The organism is Flavobacterium sp. CG_23.5, assembly GCF_017875765.1.
In the GTDB taxonomy this organism is placed as follows: Bacteria; Bacteroidota; Bacteroidia; order Flavobacteriales; family Flavobacteriaceae; genus Flavobacterium.
In genome coordinates this window covers 1,917,835-1,937,104 of sequence record NZ_JAGGNA010000001.1, presented here as the reverse complement: position 1 = coordinate 1,937,104, position 19,270 = coordinate 1,917,835, and the positions used below count along the sequence as shown (strand labels likewise).

General features: G+C 33.4%; 15 protein-coding genes. 3 read left to right on the top strand and 12 right to left on the bottom strand.

Annotated features, from left to right (window positions below; genetic code table 11):
• Positions 1–36: 36 nt before the first annotated feature.
• The 3 genes from lpxB to surE all read right to left on the bottom strand — a co-directional run bounded on the left by lpxB (position 37) and on the right by surE (position 2,293).
• The gene (gene lpxB, locus H4V97_RS08295; protein WP_209549443.1) at positions 37–1,149 is read right to left on the bottom strand and encodes a lipid-A-disaccharide synthase; all 1,113 of its coding nucleotides are present in this window, start codon (positions 1,147–1,149) and stop codon (positions 37–39) included.
• Between the two features lie 96 nt (positions 1,150–1,245).
• Positions 1,246–1,518, bottom strand: a complete 273-nt coding sequence (locus tag H4V97_RS08290; RefSeq protein WP_209549442.1) for a hypothetical protein — start codon at positions 1,516–1,518, stop codon at positions 1,246–1,248.
• On the bottom strand, positions 1,511–2,293 hold the full coding sequence (gene surE, locus H4V97_RS08285) for a 5'/3'-nucleotidase SurE (RefSeq protein ID WP_209549441.1): 783 nt from the start codon (positions 2,291–2,293) through the stop codon (positions 1,511–1,513). Before surE ends, H4V97_RS08290 begins: the two co-directional genes overlap by 8 nt.
• Before the next feature lie 204 nt (positions 2,294–2,497).
• Here surE and H4V97_RS08280 point away from each other — a divergent pair, with 204 nt between their 5' ends.
• Together H4V97_RS08280 and H4V97_RS08275 are read left to right on the top strand one after the other, a co-directional pair.
• Complete coding sequence (locus tag H4V97_RS08280; protein ID WP_209549440.1) at positions 2,498–4,777, top strand: carboxy terminal-processing peptidase; 2,280 nt, start codon at positions 2,498–2,500, stop codon at positions 4,775–4,777.
• Between the two features lie 220 nt (positions 4,778–4,997).
• Positions 4,998–5,825 carry a DNA/RNA non-specific endonuclease gene (locus H4V97_RS08275; protein WP_209549439.1) on the top strand — a complete coding sequence of 276 codons (828 nt, stop codon included), beginning with the start codon at positions 4,998–5,000 and terminating at the stop codon, positions 5,823–5,825.
• Between the two features lie 39 nt (positions 5,826–5,864).
• On the opposite strand, the gene rodA is transcribed toward H4V97_RS08275, so the two are convergent.
• The 6 genes from rodA to purH all read right to left on the bottom strand — a co-directional run bounded on the left by rodA (position 5,865) and on the right by purH (position 13,091).
• The gene (rodA, locus tag H4V97_RS08270; protein ID WP_196848947.1) at positions 5,865–7,100 is read right to left on the bottom strand and encodes a rod shape-determining protein RodA; all 1,236 of its coding nucleotides are present in this window, start codon (positions 7,098–7,100) and stop codon (positions 5,865–5,867) included.
• 18 nt (positions 7,101–7,118) lie between these two features.
• Positions 7,119–9,074: a penicillin-binding protein 2 gene (mrdA, locus tag H4V97_RS08265; protein WP_196848948.1), complete on the bottom strand. Its 1,956-nt coding sequence runs from the start codon at positions 9,072–9,074 to the stop codon at positions 7,119–7,121.
• Positions 9,071–9,577 carry a rod shape-determining protein MreD gene (locus H4V97_RS15860; RefSeq protein ID WP_196848949.1) on the bottom strand — a complete coding sequence of 169 codons (507 nt, stop codon included), beginning with the start codon at positions 9,575–9,577 and terminating at the stop codon, positions 9,071–9,073. Before H4V97_RS15860 ends, mrdA begins: the two co-directional genes overlap by 4 nt.
• Complete coding sequence (gene mreC / locus H4V97_RS08260) at positions 9,570–10,394, bottom strand: rod shape-determining protein MreC (RefSeq protein ID WP_196848950.1); 825 nt, start codon at positions 10,392–10,394, stop codon at positions 9,570–9,572. Before mreC ends, H4V97_RS15860 begins: the two co-directional genes overlap by 8 nt.
• Before the next feature lie 87 nt (positions 10,395–10,481).
• Positions 10,482–11,510, bottom strand: coding sequence for a rod shape-determining protein (locus H4V97_RS08255; protein ID WP_196848951.1), 1,029 nt, complete (start codon positions 11,508–11,510; stop codon positions 10,482–10,484).
• Positions 11,511–11,564: 54 nt separating this feature from the next.
• Positions 11,565–13,091: a bifunctional phosphoribosylaminoimidazolecarboxamide formyltransferase/IMP cyclohydrolase gene (gene purH, locus H4V97_RS08250; RefSeq protein WP_196848952.1), complete on the bottom strand. Its 1,527-nt coding sequence runs from the start codon at positions 13,089–13,091 to the stop codon at positions 11,565–11,567.
• Positions 13,092–13,255: 164 nt separating this feature from the next.
• Here purH and H4V97_RS08245 point away from each other — a divergent pair, with 164 nt between their 5' ends.
• Complete coding sequence (locus H4V97_RS08245; protein ID WP_196848953.1) at positions 13,256–14,506, top strand: ABC transporter permease; 1,251 nt, start codon at positions 13,256–13,258, stop codon at positions 14,504–14,506.
• A gap of 120 nt (positions 14,507–14,626) precedes the next feature.
• Here H4V97_RS08245 and accD read toward each other — a convergent pair whose 3' ends face one another.
• The 3 genes from accD to H4V97_RS08230 form a co-directional block, all read right to left on the bottom strand.
• A complete protein-coding gene (gene accD, locus H4V97_RS08240) occupies positions 14,627–15,481 on the bottom strand; it encodes an acetyl-CoA carboxylase, carboxyltransferase subunit beta (protein ID WP_196848954.1) in 855 nt (284 codons plus the stop codon).
• Positions 15,482–15,561: 80 nt separating this feature from the next.
• A complete protein-coding gene (gene fbaA, locus H4V97_RS08235) occupies positions 15,562–16,629 on the bottom strand; it encodes a class II fructose-bisphosphate aldolase (RefSeq protein ID WP_196848955.1) in 1,068 nt (355 codons plus the stop codon).
• Between the two features lie 62 nt (positions 16,630–16,691).
• On the bottom strand, positions 16,692–19,250 hold the full coding sequence (locus tag H4V97_RS08230) for a BamA/TamA family outer membrane protein (RefSeq protein WP_196848956.1): 2,559 nt from the start codon (positions 19,248–19,250) through the stop codon (positions 16,692–16,694).
• Positions 19,251–19,270 lie beyond the last annotated feature (20 nt).

The following is a 19,270-nucleotide window of genomic DNA, read 5'->3' as shown; positions in this document are numbered from 1 at the left end:
ATTTTTTAAATATAAATAACGATGAAACAACCGAAATCACTGTAAATCAGCAACAATCAATTTTGCTGTTTTTTCACTCGCACCAATTCCACCTAGTTTCTCTTCTAATAACTCATATTCTTGTAAAATAGTACTTCGATGTTTTGATTCCAGTATTTTTTTTAATTCTTCTCGAATGCGTTTCGTGGAACAGTCTTCTTGGATTAATTCAGTAACCACTTCTTTATCCATGATCAAATTGACTAACGAAATGAATTTAAGAGTGACGATACGTTTTGCAATTTGGTACGAAGCCCAGCTGCCTTTATAACACACAACCTCCGGAACTTTGAAAAGTGCCGTTTCCAATGTTGCAGTTCCTGAAGTAACTAATGCAGCAGTTGCATTTCGCAATAAATCATAGGTTTTATTCGATATGAATTTTATATTTTCATTAGAAATAAAACTTTTATAAAACGAATGTTCCTGACTTGGTGCACCAGCAATTACAAACTGATAGTCCGGAAAATCATTTACAACGCTCAACATCACCGATAACATTTTAGTGATTTCTTGTTTTCGGCTGCCAGGTAAAATAGCAATTATTGGTTTTTCGTTTAATTGATTTTCTGTTCTAAAAACGGCAGCGTCAATTGGTTTCTGGTTATGGATTGCGTCAATCAAAGGATGGCCTACAAATTCAACTGGGAAATTATGTTTGTCTTCATAAAAGCTTTTTTCGAAAGGTAAAATCACGTACATTTTATCAATGTCTCGTTTGATTTCGGTAATTCGGTTTTCTTTCCATGCCCAAATTTGCGGCGAAATATAATAATGGTTTTTGAACCCACATTCTTTGGTCCATTTTGCGATACGCAAATTAAAACCGGGATAATCTATAAAAATTACTACATCGGGTTGAAAGCTGGTGATGTCTTTTTTACATATTTTGATATTATTCAAAATGGTTTTTAAATTGAAAATCACTTCAACAAAGCCCATAAAAGCCAATTCTCGGTAATGTTTTACCAAAGTCCCTCCAACATTTTGCATTAAATCACCACCCCAAAACCGAATATCAGCAGTAGGATCTTCTTTATAAAGTGCTTTCATCAAATTCGAACCATGTAAATCGCCCGAAGCTTCTCCTGCTATGATGTAATATTTCATATTTTATGTTTTGGAGTTTTTAAATTAATTGTAATAAATGTAAAACTCTTTTATCGATGGTTTTTTAGGGAACAAAGGTATAAATAATTGTATTTCTTAAATCAACAGAGAGAGAAGCGTCAGGATAATGACTGCTAAAATGACTCCGCGTGCCATCATCTCTTTATTTAATTTTAGTAAAACGGCAAAAGCGACCAAATCAAGTACAGATCCGAGCGTGATTAGTTTCCCCAGTTTCCCCTCAAATTTCATAATCTGAATACCCGCTAGAAAGGTGTAATCAGTAAAAAAAGTGATGAAAATAAAACTGCCCAGCAATGAAGCTAAAATTCCAATAATGAATCCGGTAAATAAATCTATTTTATTCATTCCATTTCCAGGTGTTAAGTTGTTGCATGCTATGGTGTGCGGTCAAATCAAACTGAACAGGAACTACCGAAACATAGCCGTTTTTCAAAGCCCATTCATCTGTATCTTCGCCATGGTCCTGATTAACAAGTTCACCTGCAAGCCAGTAATAATCTCGACCTTGAGGTGTTTTTCGTTTGTCGAATTTCTCCACATAAATTGCTTTAGCTTGACGGCATATTTTAATTCCTTTAATGTCTTTTGTTTCTAATTTTGGAAAATTCACATTCAATATGACACCGTCTGACAGGCTATTTTCAAGAACTTGCGTAGCTATTTTTCGAATAAAAGGCTTTATGTTTTCAAAATTAGCATTCCAGTCATAATCCAAAAGCGAAAAACCTATAGCCGGAATTCCCTCAATACCAGCTTCTACAGCCGCACTCATCGTTCCGGAGTAAATTACGTTAATTGAAGAATTAGATCCATGATTCACACCGGAAACGCACAAATCAGGTTTTCTATGCAGAATTTCATTTACAGCTAATTTCACGCAATCTACAGGAGTTCCTGAACAACTGTATTCGGTTATGATATCGCCATCTTTTGAAATTTTATTTAAATATAAGGTGTCGTTTATAGTGATGGAATGACCTGTAGCGCTTTGTGGTTTGTCTGGAGCGACAATTACTACAGTGCCAAGTTCTGACATAACGTCAATTAATGCTCTTAGTCCCGGAGCCGAAACGCCGTCGTCATTTGTAATCAAGATTAAAGGTTTGGCCGTTTTTGTCATTTTATTTTAAAAAAAATTGGGGTTTATCGTTTTGAAAGCAAATGTAGTTACACAAAACCAAAATATGTAAACAAAGAATATAAAATTTAACAACTTGATTTAGTAAACTTAAAATAAAAAAAACAATTTTATATCTTTAACAAAAAATTATGCAGCCCTTGTTAACGTTGGCATAGTTTTTACCGTAATTTAGACTAAAAATTGATGAATACTATTATTGACTATATGAAAAGAAATTATAAAATACTTCTTGTTGTTGCGTGTCTTTCGATATCGCTATTTGCGTTCAAAATTAATGCAACAAAAGATACAGACCCCGATAAAGATAAATTGCTTTTGGAGTTATTAACTTTTGTAATTCAAAAAGGACATTATAATCCTGCTGCCATAGATGATACTTTTTCTAAAGGTATTTATAAAGATTACATTCAAGCTTTAGACCCGTCTAAACGATTTTTCTTGCAGTCTGATATTGATGAGTTTTCCAAATATCAAACGGAATTAGACGATGAATTGCTAAATAAAGATTTGACTTTTTTCAATCTTACTTATGATCGTTTGATGAAAAGAATGGAGGAGAGCAAAAAAATCTATAAAAGTGTTTTAAGCCAGCCGTTTGACTTTAAAGTTGACGAGAATTTTAATACGGATTATGAAAAAGCTCCGTATGCAAAGGATAGCAAAGAACTTGCAGATAAATGGCGTAAGCAAATTAAACTATCTGCTCTTTCTTCACTGACTGAACGTTTAAAAATACAAGAGAATAAAAAGAATGGGATTGCAGAAACTAAAGATTCTTTGAATGTTGATAAGCAAGGAGAGAAATTTAAAGTTGATATAATTAATTCTGAAAAAGATAAAAGTGCAACAACGTCAGATAATGGCAAACCAAAAACTTTCGAACAATTAGAGAAAGAAACTAGAGAAAATGCGATAAAATCATTGGATGAATATTTTGGTTTTATTAAAGATTTAGATAGAAACGATTGGTTTTCTGTTTATATTAATTCAATTACAGCCCGTTTTGATCCTCATACTAATTACTTCGCTCCTGAAGAAAAGGAACGTTTTGATGTAAGTATCAGTGGAAAATTAGAAGGAATTGGAGCGCGTCTTCAAAAGAAAAATGATTTTACTGAAATTTCAGAACTTATTTCAGGAGGACCGGCTTGGAGAGGAAAAAAACTCGAGGCAGGAGATTTAGTAATGAAAGTTGCTCAAGGAAATGAAGAGCCTGTAGATGTGGTTGGGATGCGTCTTGATGATGTTGTTAAGAAAATTAAAGGACCTAAAGGAACTGAAGTGCGTCTTACAGTAAAAAAAGTGGACGGAACGATTAAAGTTATTTCTATAATAAGAGATATTGTAGAAATTGAAGAAACCTATGCCAAATCAAGTGTTGTTAATAAAAACGGATTGAAATACGGCGTTATATACTTACCGAAATTCTACATTGATTTTGAAAATAAAGATGGTAGAGATGCCGGAAAAGATATTGCTAAAGAAGTAGAACGTTTGAAAGCGGCGGGTGTAAACGGTATTGTATTAGATGTTCGTGATGATGGTGGTGGTTCTTTATCAACCGTAGTAGATATTGCAGGATTATTTATTGAGCAAGGACCAATTGTCCAAATCAAATCTGCTGGAAAAAAGAAAGAAGTGTTGTTTGACAGAGATAGTAAAATTGAATGGGACGGTCCTTTGGTAATCATGGTTAACAGTTTTTCTGCTTCAGCTTCTGAGATTTTGGCAGCTGCAATACAGGATTATAAAAGAGGAATTATAATTGGAAGTAAACAAACCTACGGGAAAGGAACGGTACAAAATGTATTTGATTTAAACACATTTGTTCGTAGTAGTTCCGTTGGAGATTTAGGTGCCATCAAAACAACAACTCAAAAATTCTATAGAATAAATGGGGGGTCAACTCAACTTGAAGGTGTTAGTAGCGATATTGTTATGCCGGATAGATATGCTTATTTAAAAATGGGTGAACGCGATGTAGATAATGCGATGCCTTGGGATAAAATTGACCCAGCAGCTTATACCGTTTGGAACAAAACGGCTAATTTTAATCAGGCTATTGCTAATAGTAAGAACAGAATTGCAAAAAGTTCCCAATTTCAATTGATTGAAGAAAATGCAAAATGGATAGACAGTAGAAGTGAGGACAATACTTATAGTTTAAATATTGAAAAATTTAAAACGGCTCAAAATGCAATTGAAGAAAAAGCTAAAAAGTATAAACCACTTTACGACTATAAAAACACGCTTAAGTTCACTTCATTGCCTTATGAAGTAGCGGAGTTTGATAAAGACGTAGTTTTAAAAGAGAAACGCGACAGATGGCATGAAGCGTTGTCTAAAGATATTTATGTGGAAGAAGCACTAAATGTTTTAGATGATTTGCAATCAAAAACTATTGTAAAAAAAGCTATTCCTACTGCTAATAAATTAAAAAAAGGCAAACTAGCTAAATCATAATTTGCTATAGTATGCTTATTTTTTTAATATTAATTAAATTGCGCTCCAAGAAACTAGTTTTCTGGAGCGTTTTTAGTAATAGACCATTTGTATTTATTCGAGTTGTCGATTTTTCATTATTAGGCACCAAATTATTTTTGGAAGTCTATTGAAGAATTGATTTCACAATCTAGTGCATTAGTTTTTAGTTGCGTTTAATTATAATTTTTTATAAATAGAAATGAAAAATAAATATCTACACATATATTCAATTGCATTACTTCTAGTCGGTATTTTTTTCTCTTGCAACCGAAATCAAGTAGTGGAAAGTTCCGTGTTTGATGGCACTTCCTTGACTAATGAATTAGACAATAGTCCATCGAATCCGAATAAAATTATTGATTTTTTGCCTTCTTCGACTACCAATCAAATTATTAAACATACTTATTATACGCTCTCTTATAATGAGAAATTTGAACAAGCAGAGTGGGTTGCTTATGAATTAAAGAAGTCGTATATAAGAAATAATCATTTTCAAAGACCCTTTTTTGTGGAAGATCCCAAAGTTACAACGGGCTCAGCTGATTGGAGGAATTATAAAAATTCAGGGTACGACAAAGGCCATTTATGTCCGGCTGGGGATATGGATTTTGATTTAGAGGCATATAACGATACTTTTTTCACTTCAAATATATCTCCACAGATCCATGATTTTAATGATGGAGTTTGGAATAGATTGGAACAGAAAGTTCGGTATTGGTCTGTAAAATATGATGGAATTTATGTAGTTACCGGTGGGGTTTTACAAAATTCATTAGAAACTATCGGAAAGGAAAACGTTTCAGTTCCTAAATATTTTTACAAGGTTTTATTCAGTAATTCGGGAAATAAAATGAAAATGATTGCCTTCCTAGTGCCGAATGAGCCAAGCGACAAGCCATTATATGATTTTGTCATTTCTGTTGACAGTATCGAAAAGATGACAGGGATAGACTTTTTTCCTAAACTAGATGATAAAATCGAAGCTAAATTAGAAAGCAGTCATGATTATAAATCCTGGAGTTTTTAATTAAAGTTTAATCAGGTTTTATTTATTGCAAATTTTTCTTTACCATTCATTCACTTTATTGGCATCCATTTTAATAAAGATAAACAATAAAATAGTGAATCCCCAAAGCCCAGAACCACCATAAGAAAAGAACGGAAGTGGAACACCAATCGTGGGGAATATGCCTACTACCATAGCAATATTCACAAAGAAATGGATGAATAAAATTCCCGCTACACAATAACCGTAAACTCTGCTGAATTTAGTTTTTTGTCTTTCGGCGAGATAAATTATTCTTAGAAATAACCCGACAAACAGTCCAATAACGACTAGCGAACCCACAAATCCCCATTCTTCTCCTACTGTCGTGAATATATAATCGGTATGTTGTTCCGGTACAAATCCTCCTTTAGTTTGTGTGCCCTCAAGAAATCCTTTTCCAAACCAGCCACCTGAACCAATTGCTATTTCAGATTGGTTTGTGTTGTATCCTATTCCTTTTAAGTCGACAGTCTTACCTAATAAAATATTAAAACGATCGCGATGATGTTGTTTAAAAACATTGGTAAAAACATAATTTACTGACAGAACAAAGCCTGAAATTAATGCAAATAGTATGCTGCTTAATACAATGTTTCTGTTGCCTAATCGAGATTTGAAATGAATTAATAGTATGACTAATAAAGCAATCAAGATTACATATTGCGGTTGTAATATCAATGTCATTACAAATAAAAGAATGGTTACAAATCCAGTCCAAACATACCAGGAAGGAAGTCCTTCGCGATATAGAACAATAATAAAGATGCTATAGATTAAAGCACTCCCGGGATCCGGTTGAGGTAAGATTAACATAACCGGTAGCAAAACAATAGCTAACGCTTGAACTTGTCTATTGACTTCTTTTAAGTTAATTTGTGGATCACTTAAATATTTGGCTAATGCCAATGCGGTGGCGGCTTTAGCAAATTCAGAGGGCTGTAAAGTAAATCCACCAATAGCATACCAGCAACGTTGTCCTGCTATTGTTTTTCCAAAAACAAATAGACCTGCTAATAAAAGCAGTGCGAATCCAAAAATTATACTCGCGTATTTTTCATAGAATTTACCATCTACATTCAGTAAGATAAAAATTAATGGAATCGTAAGTATTATAAAAATAAGCTGCTTATCAGATGTTCCTTCCATCGATGATAACGAAGAAGAATAAATATTTAGCCATCCCATAATTACAAGTGAGACATATATAATAATACATATCCAGTCGAGATTATTTTTTATGCTTTGGTTTTTCATTTGAAAAAATATGGCTTATTAATTTTGATTTGTAGTATCTATTTTAACTATTGGAGTAGTAGCTTTAACAGTTGGAACTACGGTGGTTTTTTTATTTAATACAGAATCTTTAGGCGTAGTTTCAATCGCGCTAGATTCTTTAATTCCGCCTAATATGGCATATTGATCTTGTAAACTTGTTGCTAATATTCGCGTCTCCAAATCAGTTCTCGTGATTTTTGTTCTTAAATATTTTTCAATCATCAAACTGGCTATCGGACCTGCAATTGTTGCACCAAATCCACCGTTTTCGACTAAGATTGCTATTGCGATTTTCGGGTTGTCTTTTGGTGCAAAAGCAACAAAAATAGAGTGATCTTTTAGTTGTATTCTTTTACCGCCTATTCTAGCAAAATTCTCTGCTGTACCGGTTTTACCGCAAATATCAATTCCTTCCACACGCAATGAACTAGCTGTTCCCAGATTATAAACATCAAATAGACCACTTATCATAGGTTTGAAATATCTTCGATCTATAGTAGTTACATGTTTTGTGGTGAATTTTTTATCTATACTTTTTCCTTGAATTTTCTTGATGATATGAGGCGTGTAATAATAACCTTCATTAGCAACTGTTGCCATCATGTTCGCAAGCTGAATGGGTGTCATTAAAACTTCTCCTTGACCAATGGCGTTAGATACAATTGTTGTGCTTCTCCAACCTCCGTTAGGATAGATTTTTTTATATGTTTTTGAATCAGGAATGTTTCCTTTTTTTCCTGTTGGCAAATCATATCCCATAAATTGGCCTAATCCAAAGCTTTTTACGTGATTACTCCATACATCGACAGCATAAGCTGGTTTGGCATATTTATTTATCGTTAGCATATAAGCGCTAGCGAAATAGGTATTACAGGAATTGTAAATTCCATTATGCAATTGATGTGGACCAAAACCATGGCATTTCATGAATCGTCCTCTTGCATAACTAAAACCATGGCGGCACATAAAAGTAGTCTGTTCATTTACTGCTCCTTCTTGCAGCGCAACCAGACCTGTAAGGATTTTAAATGGAGATCCTGGAGGATATTCCGCTAAAAGACCTCTGTCGTATAGTGGTTTAGCGATAGAGTCATGATATAAAAGCGTATAGTTTTTAGATCTTTTTCTACCCACTAAAATGGAAGGGTCATAAGATGGCGCAGTGACCAATGCCAGGATTTCCCCAGTTTTAGGTTCAATGGCAACGATGCCTCCCCTTTTATTGATCATTAATTGTTCACCATACTTTTGAAGTTCAGCATCAATAGTAAGATTTATATCTTCGCCCTGAACAGCAATTGTATCGTATTTGCCATTTTTGTAAGAGCCAATTTCTTTATTGTATTTGTCTTTTTGAAAATATTTTACCCCTTTTATCCCTCGTAAAATATCTTCGTAACTTTCTTCAACTCCTTGCCTTCCAATTAAATCGCCACTGTTATAATAGGGATTTTTCGCAACTAATTTTTCGTTTACTTGAGTAATAAATCCAAAAACATTGGCGCCGTAATCTACCTCGTAGTCTCGTAAAGAACGTTTTTGAAAGTAAAAGCCTTCGAATTTTCGAATTTTTTCTTGAAAAGCCGCAAATTCACTTTTGTTTAATTGAGGTAAAAAAACAGAAGGTAATCGCGGACTGTATATTTTGGCTTTAGCCATTCTTTTTAGGAAATCCTCCTTGGTGATATCCAATAATTGACAAAACTCGGTAGTGTCAATGTCTTTTACATCTCTTGGAATCACCATGATGTCATAAGAAGCTTGATTGGCAACTAATAATTTCCCATTTCTATCATAAATATAACCTCGCTCCGGATAATCATATTTTATTTTAATGGCATTATTATCTGATTTTAGTTTGAATGAATCATCAACAAATTGCAAAAAGAATATCCGTATCACTAGCAATGACGCTGCAACAATGATTAAAGAAGGCAGCAATACTTTTCTCATCTTCTGTTTGGCTTAATAAGATATATTATTATTATGCAAATTAGTATAGTAAACACTGAGCTTAATAGAGCTCGAAGTAAAATGTCTAAAAGGAAGCTAAACTGAAAAGCTTCGAAGATAAACAACGTGAAATGGTGAATAACAACGGAAAGCAATATAAAAGAAAATCGTTCTGGAGTTAAAACATCATTTAATTTGATAGTTTGATATTCATAACTCAAACCGAATGAAAATTTGAATATAAAAGGTCTAAAATACGCGAGGACTAAGCAAGCCGTCGTGTGGATACCTCCTGAATTAGAAAACATATCCATGATAAGTCCAAGAAGGAAACTGGCAATTAATAATCCTGATTTATTGCCATTTACAGGATATAATATTATAAAAAGTATATATGGAAAAGGACTTATGTAGCCCAAAAAATTCATGTTATTGAAAATAACAATTTGAACTGCTAATAACAGAACAAATCGAAAAATATTGACTAACAAAGTGCTATTCATTTTTTTCTTTTTTTTCTAAATTATTAAGTTCTTCGCGGTCTTTGCTTTTAATGATATAAACGTGCCCTAAATTGGTCATATCATTGAAAAGTTTCACATTCAATGTATAATAATTAGTTTGATTATCTGTGTAGATTTTATCAATAGTTCCAATGTTTATGTTTTCAGGAAATATTACCGATTGTCCACCGGTTACAATCGTATCTCCTTTTCTAACAGCAGCTAGTCTTGGAACATCAATCAATTGCACGAAGCCTGTATTTTTCCCATCCCAAATTAAAGAACCGAAATGATTGGATTTTTTAATCTTTGCGTTTATTTGAGATTTTATATTTAAAATACTCACCACAGTGGAGTAGTTTGGTGATGTGTTATCAATGATACCTACAATTCCCAAGTCATTGATTACTCCCATGTCTGGTTTTAAACCTTGGATTTCGCCTGAATTTAAAGTTAAATAGTTTTCATGTACATTGAAAGAATTATGAATCACTTTTGAAACTATGATATCGGATGGTTTTACTCCTTTTAAGCTGTCTAATTTTTTTATTGCAGTGGTGTCTTTTTTATTAAATAGAAGACTTTTTAATTTTGCATTTTCAATAGCAAGTGCATCATTTTGAGTTTTTAAATTTAAGTATTCGTGGAGATTATTCACTTTTTCATAAACACCTCCGCTTAAAAAATTAGCGGAACTGATTATTTTACTTCTGTGGAAAGAATGGGATTGAATAGTAAGAGTTAACGAAATACCCAAAAGCAGCAAAAACAGTATACGATTACTGTTTTTAAAAATAAAATTAAATATTTGCTGCATTTTTTTTAATTAAAAATTTTTAAAAAAATCAAATTCCAAACTCCAAAAGTATCTGATTACCATTGGAATTTGAAAAATTGGAATTTGTTATTTTATAAGAATACTTTTGAATTTTGTGATGTTTTTAAGCGCCATACCAGTTCCTCTAACTACAGCTCTCAATGGATCTTCGGCAATGTAAACAGGTAAATCTGTTTTTTGCGAAATTCTTTTGTCAAGACCTCTCAACATCGATCCTCCTCCAGCAAGATAAATCCCTGTATTGTAGATATCCGCTGCTAATTCTGGAGGTGTTTGAGATAAAGTTTCCATTACAGCATCTTCAATTCGTTGAATTGATTTGTCTAATGCTTTTGCAATTTCACGATACGAAACTTCTACTTGTTTTGGTTTACCAGTCAATAAATCTCTACCTTGAACTGACATGTCTTCAGGAGGAGTTTCTAAATCTTCTGTTGCGGCACCGATTTGAATTTTTATTCTTTCAGCAGTAGTTTCTCCAACATAAAGGTTGTGTTGGGTACGCATATAATAAACGATATCATTGGTGAATACATCACCTGCAATTTTCACTGATTTGTCGCATACAATTCCACCTAATGCGATTACAGCAATTTCAGTAGTTCCACCACCTATGTCTACAATCATGTTTCCTTTTGGCTGCATGATGTCAATTCCAATACCTATTGCTGCTGCCATAGGTTCATGTATCAAATAAACTTCTTTACCGTTAACTCTTTCACATGATTCTTTAACCGCTCGCATTTCAACTTCGGTTATACCGGAAGGAATACAAACAATCATTCTTAATGCGGGAGTAAACATCCTTTTCTTTAATGCTGGGATGCTTTTTATAAACAAGCTTATCATTTTTTCAGAAGCATCGAAATCTGCAATTACACCATCTTTCAAAGGTCTAATTGTCTTAATATTTTCATGCGTTTTACCCTGCATCATGCTTGCTTCTTTACCCACAGCAATGATTTTGCCTGATATTCTATCACGAGCAACTATTGAAGGGCTGTCAATTACAACTTTATCATTATGTATGATTAAAGTATTTGCGGTACCAAGATCTATTGCGATATCCTCGGTCATGAAATCAAAAAATCCCATAAGTTTTTTAGGGGTTAAAAAGTTATAAATTTGAGACGGGCAAAGTTAAACAAATTAATGTTTAAAATGACGCGTTCCAGTAAATACCATTGCAACTTTATTTTCATTGCAATAATTGATGCTCAATTCGTCTTTTATTGATCCACCGGGCTGAATTACTGCAGTAATACCTGCCTCTTTTGCAATTTCCACACAATCGGGGAAAGGAAAGAAAGCATCACTTGCCATCACGGCTCCGTGTAAGTCAAAATGAAAATTATTTGCTTTTTCTATGGCTTGTAATAAGGCATCAACTCTTGATGTTTGTCCTGTGCCAGAGGCTATAAGTGTACCGTTTTTTGCAAAAACAATCGTGTTTGATTTTGTGTTTTTACAAATTTTAGAAGCAAAAATTAAATCTTCAACTTCTTGTTCTGAAGGCGCTGTATTAGTAACGGTCCTTAAGTCGTCTTTATTGTCTGTAATACTGTTTCTTTCTTGAATTAAAACTCCATTCAAGCAAGAACGAACTTGCTTTTGTGGTAATACTACTTCATTTTGAACTAATATAATTCTGTTTTTCTTTTCTTGTAAAATGGCAATAGCCTCAGCATCAAACTCAGGAGCGATAACAACTTCGCAAAATAATTTATTTATTTCTGTAGCAGTTTCAACATCGATTTTTGTGTTTGAAATCAATACTCCTCCAAATGCTGAAGTGGGGTCACAAGCCAAAGCAACGTTGTATGCCTCGCTTATTGTTGCTCTTGTAGCTAATCCGCAAGCATTGTTGTGTTTTAATATGGCAAATGTAGGTCCGTCATTTTTGAATTCATTAATCAAATTAACGGCAGCATCTACATCTAATAAATTGTTATACGACAATTCTTTTCCGTGAAGTTTTTTGAACATAGCGTCAAAATCGCCAAAGAAAAACCCTTTTTGATGTGGGTTTTCTCCGTATCTCAGTACTTGTCCATTAGCAATACTTTGTTTGTATATTGTTTCGTCAGTATTGAAGTAATTGAAAATAGCAGTGTCATAATGAGAGGAAACATGAAAAGCTTTTGTTGCCAACAACTTTCTGTCTTCAAGAGTTGTTGCTCCATTTTGATTCGTAATCAAATCTAAAAGCAAACCATATTGGTCCACTGAAGCCACAATTACGGTATCCTTGAAATTTTTTGCGGCAGCGCGAATTAATGAAATTCCGCCAATATCAATTTTTTCAATAATATCAGCTTCACTGGCTCCTGAAGCGACTGTTTTTTCAAAAGGATATAAATCAACAATAACCAAATCAATTTGCGGAATATTAAATTCTTCCATCTGTTGTACATCACTCTCGTTGTCTTGACGATTTAAAATACCTCCAAAAACTTTTGGGTGTAATGTTTTTACTCTGCCACCAAGAATGGAAGGGTATGAAGTTACATCCTCAACTGGTATTACAGGAATTCCAAGGTTTTTTATAAAATCTTCAGTCCCACCTGTAGAATAAAGTATGACATTTTGAGAGTGTAATTTTCTTACAATAGGTTCAAGCCCTTCTTTAGAAAATACCGAAATTAATGCAGATTGAATAGTTTTAGTTGTGCTCATTGTGTAGTTATAATTATAAAATGCAAAAATAGTTTTTTTTTGATTATAAATTTCTATCATCGTTCGTAACATTATCTTAAATAATCATACTAACTGGAAGATAGGTTTTGATTAGGATTTAGAATAAAATTTATTGAATTTTACCTTAACACAAAAATGATTGTATGTTAGTCTATTTTCGATTATTAAAAGAGAGTTTCAGTTTTGCGATGAATGCTTTAACAAACAATAAATTAAGGACTTTGCTTTCTTTATTGGGTGTTACCATAGGTATTTTTTCTATAATAGCTGTACTTGCAGCCGTAGATTCTTTAGATAGAAAAATTACAAAGGATTTAAGCAGCTTAGATAAAAACACTATTTATTTAATGAAATTTTCTTTTGGACCCTCGGATATTCCACAATGGAAGAGGGAGCAGTTTCCTAATGTGGAGTATGATGAATATACCTATATGAAAGGTACTATGACTAATACGGCCCAAATGGGATATCAAATATTTACCAAAAGAGAATCTATTAAATATGATTCTAAAACGGTAAGTGACGTCAATGTTGTACCGGTTTCACACGAATTTATAGATATTCAAGGGCTGGAGTTTGAGAAGGGGAGATTCTATAACGAATCGGAAGCTAATTCTGGTGCGACTGTAATTGTCTTGGGAGATGAAATTGCTAAATCATTGTTTGAAAATTTAGAACCCATAGGAAAAAATGTACGTTTGTACGGGAAACGCTTTACGGTAATAGGTATTTTGAAAAAAGAAGGTGCAGGATTATTTGGAGACAGTAATGATACCACTGTTTTTATTCCCGTTAATTTTGTTCGTCAATTATACGGGGACAGTAATAAGTCATCAACTAATGTGATTATTTTAAAACCTGAAAAAGGGGTTGATATGGAAGCTTACAAGGGTGAAATATCGCAAAAATTAAGAAGCTACAGAGGATTGAAAGCGGGGGAAATTGACAATTTTTTTATTAATGTGTTTTCCGGTTTCACCGATTTTATTGATGGTATTTTAGGACAAATGAACGTTGTGGGATGGATTATCAGTGGTTTTTCTCTACTTGTTGGAGGTTTTGGTATTGCCAATATTATGTTTGTATCTGTAAAAGAACGCACTAATTTAATTGGAATCCAGAAATCATTGGGTGCGAAAAACAGGTTCATCTTGTTTCAGTTTTTATTTGAAGCAATTATACTTTCTGTAATTGGTGGAATAATTGGGCTTTTGTTAGTTTGGATAATTTCCGTTGTTTTAACAAAATTGGTGGATTTTGAATTCGTTTTAGGCATGGGAAATATTCTCTTGGGAACTGGCCTTGCTGCATTAATTGGCTTGATATCTGGAATCCTCCCTGCTATTGCCGCTTCAAAATTAGATCCTGTTGAAGCGATCAGAACGGGAATGTAGGTTTTAATAATTTTGATTATAGATCTAATATAGAAGCGGCTTTCAAAATATTTGAAAGCCGCTTTGTTTTTGTTTGTTATTTTTAAACAAAAAAAATCCCGATTATCTCGGGATTTGAATTTATCTTATTTCGTTGTTTTGAATTAAATCAATGTACAAGTTAATCTTGTCTTTCAATTCTTTTCTAGGCGTTATAAAATCTAAGAAACCATGTTCCAATAGGAACTCAGCAGTCTGAAAACCTTCAGGTAAATCTTTACCGGTCGTGTCACGCACAACTCTTGGTCCTGCAAATCCGATTAATGCGCCTGGTTCAGAAATGTTAATATCTCCTAGCATGGCGTAAGAAGCAGTTGTTCCACCAGTGGTTGGGTCAGTACAAAGTGAAATGTAAGGTAATTTTGCTTCGGCAAGTTGCGCCAGCTTTACTGATGTTTTTACTAATTGCATTAACGAGTATGCCGCTTCCATCATCCTTGCTCCACCTGATTTTGAAATCATAACAAATGGCAGTTTGTTTTGGATAGCGTGATCAATTCCTCTTGCGATTTTTTCACCTACTACTGCTCCCATCGAACCACCAATGAAGGCAAAATCCATACAGCAAATCACCAATTCCTTACCTTTTGATTTTCCAACTCCTGTACGTACTGCGTCCTTAAGTTTGGTTTTTTCCATGACATCTTTTAACCGGTCTGCATATTTTTTTGTATCCACAAAATGCAAAGGGTCTTTAGAAGTCATGTTTTTATCTAATTCAACAAATTCATTATTGTCAAATAAAATTTGAAAATAGGCTTCACTTCCAATTCTGACATGAAAACCATCTTCAGGGCTTACATATAAGTTACGTGCCAATTCATCGGCATCAATAATTTTTCCAGTAGGAGATTTGTACCAAAGACCTTTTGGGATGTCCATTTTGTCTTCAGTAGGAGTTGTAATCCCTTTTTCTTTTCTTTTAAACCAAGCCATATTTTTGTAATTATAAATTATAAGTTATGAGTTATGAGTTATAAGCTATAATCCATAACTCATAACTCAAAATTTATAACTTAAAGTGTATTCACGTTGTTCAAGTCAGCAAATGCTTGTTCAAGTCTTGTATTGAAAGTGATTTCGCTTTCACGCAACCATTTTCTTGGATCGTAATGTTTTTTGTTTGGAGCATCAGAACCTTCTGGGTTTCCAATTTGAGTTTTTAAATAGTCAATATTTTTGATCATGTAATCACGAATACCTTCAGTAAATGCAAATTGCAAGTCAGTATCGATATTCATTTTTATTACACCGTAGCTAATACCTTCTCTGATTTCCTCCAATGTAGAACCGGAACCACCATGGAAAACAAAATCTACGGGATTAGGTCCTGTATTGAATTTGTTTTGAACGAAATCTTGAGAATTTTTTAAGATTTTTGGTGTCAATTTCACATTTCCTGGTTTGTAAACACCGTGAACATTTCCAAAAGCGGCTGCTATTGTAAATCTTGGGCTTACTTTCGAAAGTTCTTCGTATGCGTAAGCAACTTCTTCCGGTTGTGTATATAATTTTGAACTGTCAACATCAGAGTTGTCAACACCATCTTCTTCACCACCTGTAATTCCAAGTTCGATTTCCAATGTCATTCCCATTTTGCTCATTCTTGCTAAGTATCCTTTGCAAATTTCAATATTCTCTTCGATTGGCTCTTCAGATAAATCGATCATATGAGAACTGAATAATGGTTTTCCTGTTTCAGCAAAATGTTTTTCTGAAGCATCCAATAAACCATCAATCCAAGGCAATAATTTTTTTGCACAATGGTCGGTATGAAGGATAACGGTTGCTCCGTAAGCTTCCGCCAAAGTATGAATGTGTAAAGCACCAGCTATTCCACCTGCGATTGCAGCTTTTTCATTAACGTTAGAAAGTCCTTTTCCAGCATTGAACTGAGCTCCCCCATTAGAAAATTGAATAATGACCGGAGCATTAAGTTTTGCAGCAGTTTCAAGAACGCCATTTATTGTGTTAGATCCCGTAACATTCACAGCTGGAAGAGCAAATCCTTTCTCTTTTGCGTAATTAAAAATTTCTTGTACTTGATCTCCCGTAGCTACGCCCGGTTTTATATTATGTGCCATTGTGTGTTTTTTTAGTTATTAATTTTTAGTTTTTAGATTGCAAAAATAAGAATTAATTAGCATTAGAACGGGTAATTTATTCCAAAATTTAAAACCGAGTGGGCAAGATTGTATTCGTTAAACCATTTTTTACCACTTTCATTCGCTGGATTATAAGTCTTGAATCCTAAATCGAAACGAATTACAAAAAAACTAAAATCATATCTTATTCCAAAGCCGGTGCCTAGTGCAGCATCTTTTAAATCACTAAAACTGGTAAAAGTTGACTTTTCATCCTTCACATTATCCAATACATTCCATATGTTTCCGGCATCAGCGAAAAGAGCTCCTTTTAAACCGCCTAAAATTTTGAATCTAAATTCTCCACTAACGGCTATTTTCATATTTGCTTCGTTGAAATCATCAATAGCACCGCTGCTTCCCGGTCCTAAAGCATAAGGTTGCCAAGCTCTGTTATCATTAGATCCGCCGGAAAAATAACTTCGTGAAAAAGGAACGTTGTTTGAATTTCCAAAAGGTATGGCAATACCAAAAAAAGTTCTGACTGCAAAGACTTTTTCTTTCGTTAAATCCCAGTGTTTAATATATTCGAATTCTGTTTTTACATATTCTGAATATTCTAAATTGAATAATTCATGGTTGCCATTTGAGTTTACAGGTTGATTTAAAGTTTTTTCTACTACTGATAAAAGTGTACCTGCAGATTCAATTTTAGTCCTAAAAAGATGAAAATTATTATCTAACAGATCTTTTTTAGTTGTTTTTGTAAAAGAAAAACTGGTCGCCAAAATAAGATCATTTTCGCTAAGTCTAATTCTTCGCTCTTCAATACTTCTCACTCTTTCAAAATCTGTTTTTTCTATTGGTTTTGTAAAAGTTCCGGTTCCTGTTAAAACGTCATTGGTAAAACCAGCGGTTCCTTCCTCAATAATTAAATCACGATTTTTGTCAAAATAAGAATTGGTAGTATTATAGGCTTGTCCTATTTCATTTAATGCTTTATAAGAAGATTGGTAAACGTTAAAATAATTTTGTGGATTTAAATTTCGCACAAATTGTATGTTGAATAAATCAAAACGGGCTGTGTTGTTTTTTTTAGGTGTCCAATTGTAAGTTAAAGCCCCGGTAAAATTTTCCTTGTCTAAACCAATATTTCTCTGCTTTGTAAATCCTGCAATGACGAGCGTTGACGGAATCATACTTTTAGGAATAATTTTCTCTGTACTAAAAGGCATGAAAATCCTTGGGATATTCAGTTTTAAATCAAGTCCGTATTCTAAAACATTGAAGAAATTATTTTTAGGGTTTGCCAAATCTTTTGATGAACCAATGTTCCCTCGAGCGCCCACTTCTAAAGTTTCGGCACCATTAAAAACATTTCGAATCGTTTCAGAAACACTCAATCCAATACCAACATCTTGAATGTTAGAATGGGTTAAATCTAAGGTCGTCCCAAAACTATATTTTTTCCTCGGTGTCAGGTATATTTTGGCAATTAATGAGTGCGCCGTAGTGTCTCTAGTGTCAACTTCGTACTGAATGGAGGGGTAATTAAAAATTTTAAGATTGTTCAAATACCGCGTTGTTAAAACTGTTTTGTTGTCGGCAAATAAATTTCCCTTATTGATAAAGATGGCATTAGTAATGGCGCGCGGTTTGTATTTTAGCTTTTCCTGACTGTATAAATTAAAATTATTATAAGTGGTGCTGTCCGTTATATTTAACTTCTTAGTGGGTGAATAATCCGTGTAAATTTTTACATCACTTATTTTATACATTTTAAAAGGCTCTGTTTTACTCGAGTCTTGCTCTTGATACGTATAATTATTGATAATTAAATTTACATTTGCCTTATTTACTTTTTTTATGGTGTCAATATCAAAAGTTACATAATTAGGTTGAAAATAATACACACCATTATTTCTAAAGTGCGTAGTGATTCGATTTTTTTCATTTTCAAAATCTATTGTTTTATATTGATTGCCAGATTTTATTAAAGTGTTAGATTTTATAGATTCATATAAAGAGTCTAAAACAGGAGTTTTAATAGTTGTCTTTATGGTGTCCAATGAATACGGTTCACGAGTAATAATCGCGTATTTTATTTTGGCTTTTTTACCGCTCAAAGTATCTATCGTATAATTCGCTTTTACATTAAAAAAACCAGTATTAAAATAGTAATATTTCAAACGCAAAATCGATTTATCAATTTTCGTCTTGTCAATAATTACGGGAGGTTCTCCAGTCTTTTTTAAAAAATCATGGATTCCGTGGTACCAAAAAGACTTCCCAAGACGGTCCACTTGTTTTGAAGATAACCATTTTGATTTCCGTTCGTATTTTCCTGGATTATTAGTAAATTTGGCTTGATAGGTGGAGTCTGGATTTAGGTTTGCCAAATTATATAAATTCAAACGCAATCGATACCCTAAAAAAGTGCTATTCGGTTTTTGGTAAAGCTGGTTGAAAAGGATTTCTTCTTTTGAAGTCTTGTCATTTACCTTAATTTCATTTTTGGTAAGAAGTAATTTCCCTTGGGGAACTCTTTTTACAGCGTTACAGGCGCAAATAAATATTGCTATTAGAATAAATGCTGCTATTTTTGTGGAAATCTTCTTCAAGTGTAATAAATATTTTAATT

Coding starts and splice junctions, on each gene's coding strand:
- lpxB (WP_209549443.1), bottom strand. CDS start 1,149: ATGAAATATTACATCATAGCAGGAGAAGCTTCGGGCGATTTACATGGT.
- H4V97_RS08290 (WP_209549442.1), bottom strand. CDS start 1,518: ATGAATAAAATAGATTTATTTACCGGATTCATTATTGGAATTTTAGCT.
- surE (WP_209549441.1), bottom strand. CDS start 2,293: ATGACAAAAACGGCCAAACCTTTAATCTTGATTACAAATGACGACGGC.
- H4V97_RS08280 (WP_209549440.1), top strand. CDS start 2,498: ATGAATACTATTATTGACTATATGAAAAGAAATTATAAAATACTTCTT.
- H4V97_RS08275 (WP_209549439.1), top strand. CDS start 4,998: ATGAAAAATAAATATCTACACATATATTCAATTGCATTACTTCTAGTC.
- rodA (WP_196848947.1), bottom strand. CDS start 7,100: ATGAAAAACCAAAGCATAAAAAATAATCTCGACTGGATATGTATTATT.
- mrdA (WP_196848948.1), bottom strand. CDS start 9,074: ATGAGAAAAGTATTGCTGCCTTCTTTAATCATTGTTGCAGCGTCATTG.
- H4V97_RS15860 (WP_196848949.1), bottom strand. CDS start 9,577: ATGAATAGCACTTTGTTAGTCAATATTTTTCGATTTGTTCTGTTATTA.
- mreC (WP_196848950.1), bottom strand. CDS start 10,394: ATGCAGCAAATATTTAATTTTATTTTTAAAAACAGTAATCGTATACTG.
- H4V97_RS08255 (WP_196848951.1), bottom strand. CDS start 11,510: ATGGGATTTTTTGATTTCATGACCGAGGATATCGCAATAGATCTTGGT.
- purH (WP_196848952.1), bottom strand. CDS start 13,091: ATGAGCACAACTAAAACTATTCAATCTGCATTAATTTCGGTATTTTCT.
- H4V97_RS08245 (WP_196848953.1), top strand. CDS start 13,256: ATGTTAGTCTATTTTCGATTATTAAAAGAGAGTTTCAGTTTTGCGATG.
- accD (WP_196848954.1), bottom strand. CDS start 15,481: ATGGCTTGGTTTAAAAGAAAAGAAAAAGGGATTACAACTCCTACTGAA.
- fbaA (WP_196848955.1), bottom strand. CDS start 16,629: ATGGCACATAATATAAAACCGGGCGTAGCTACGGGAGATCAAGTACAA.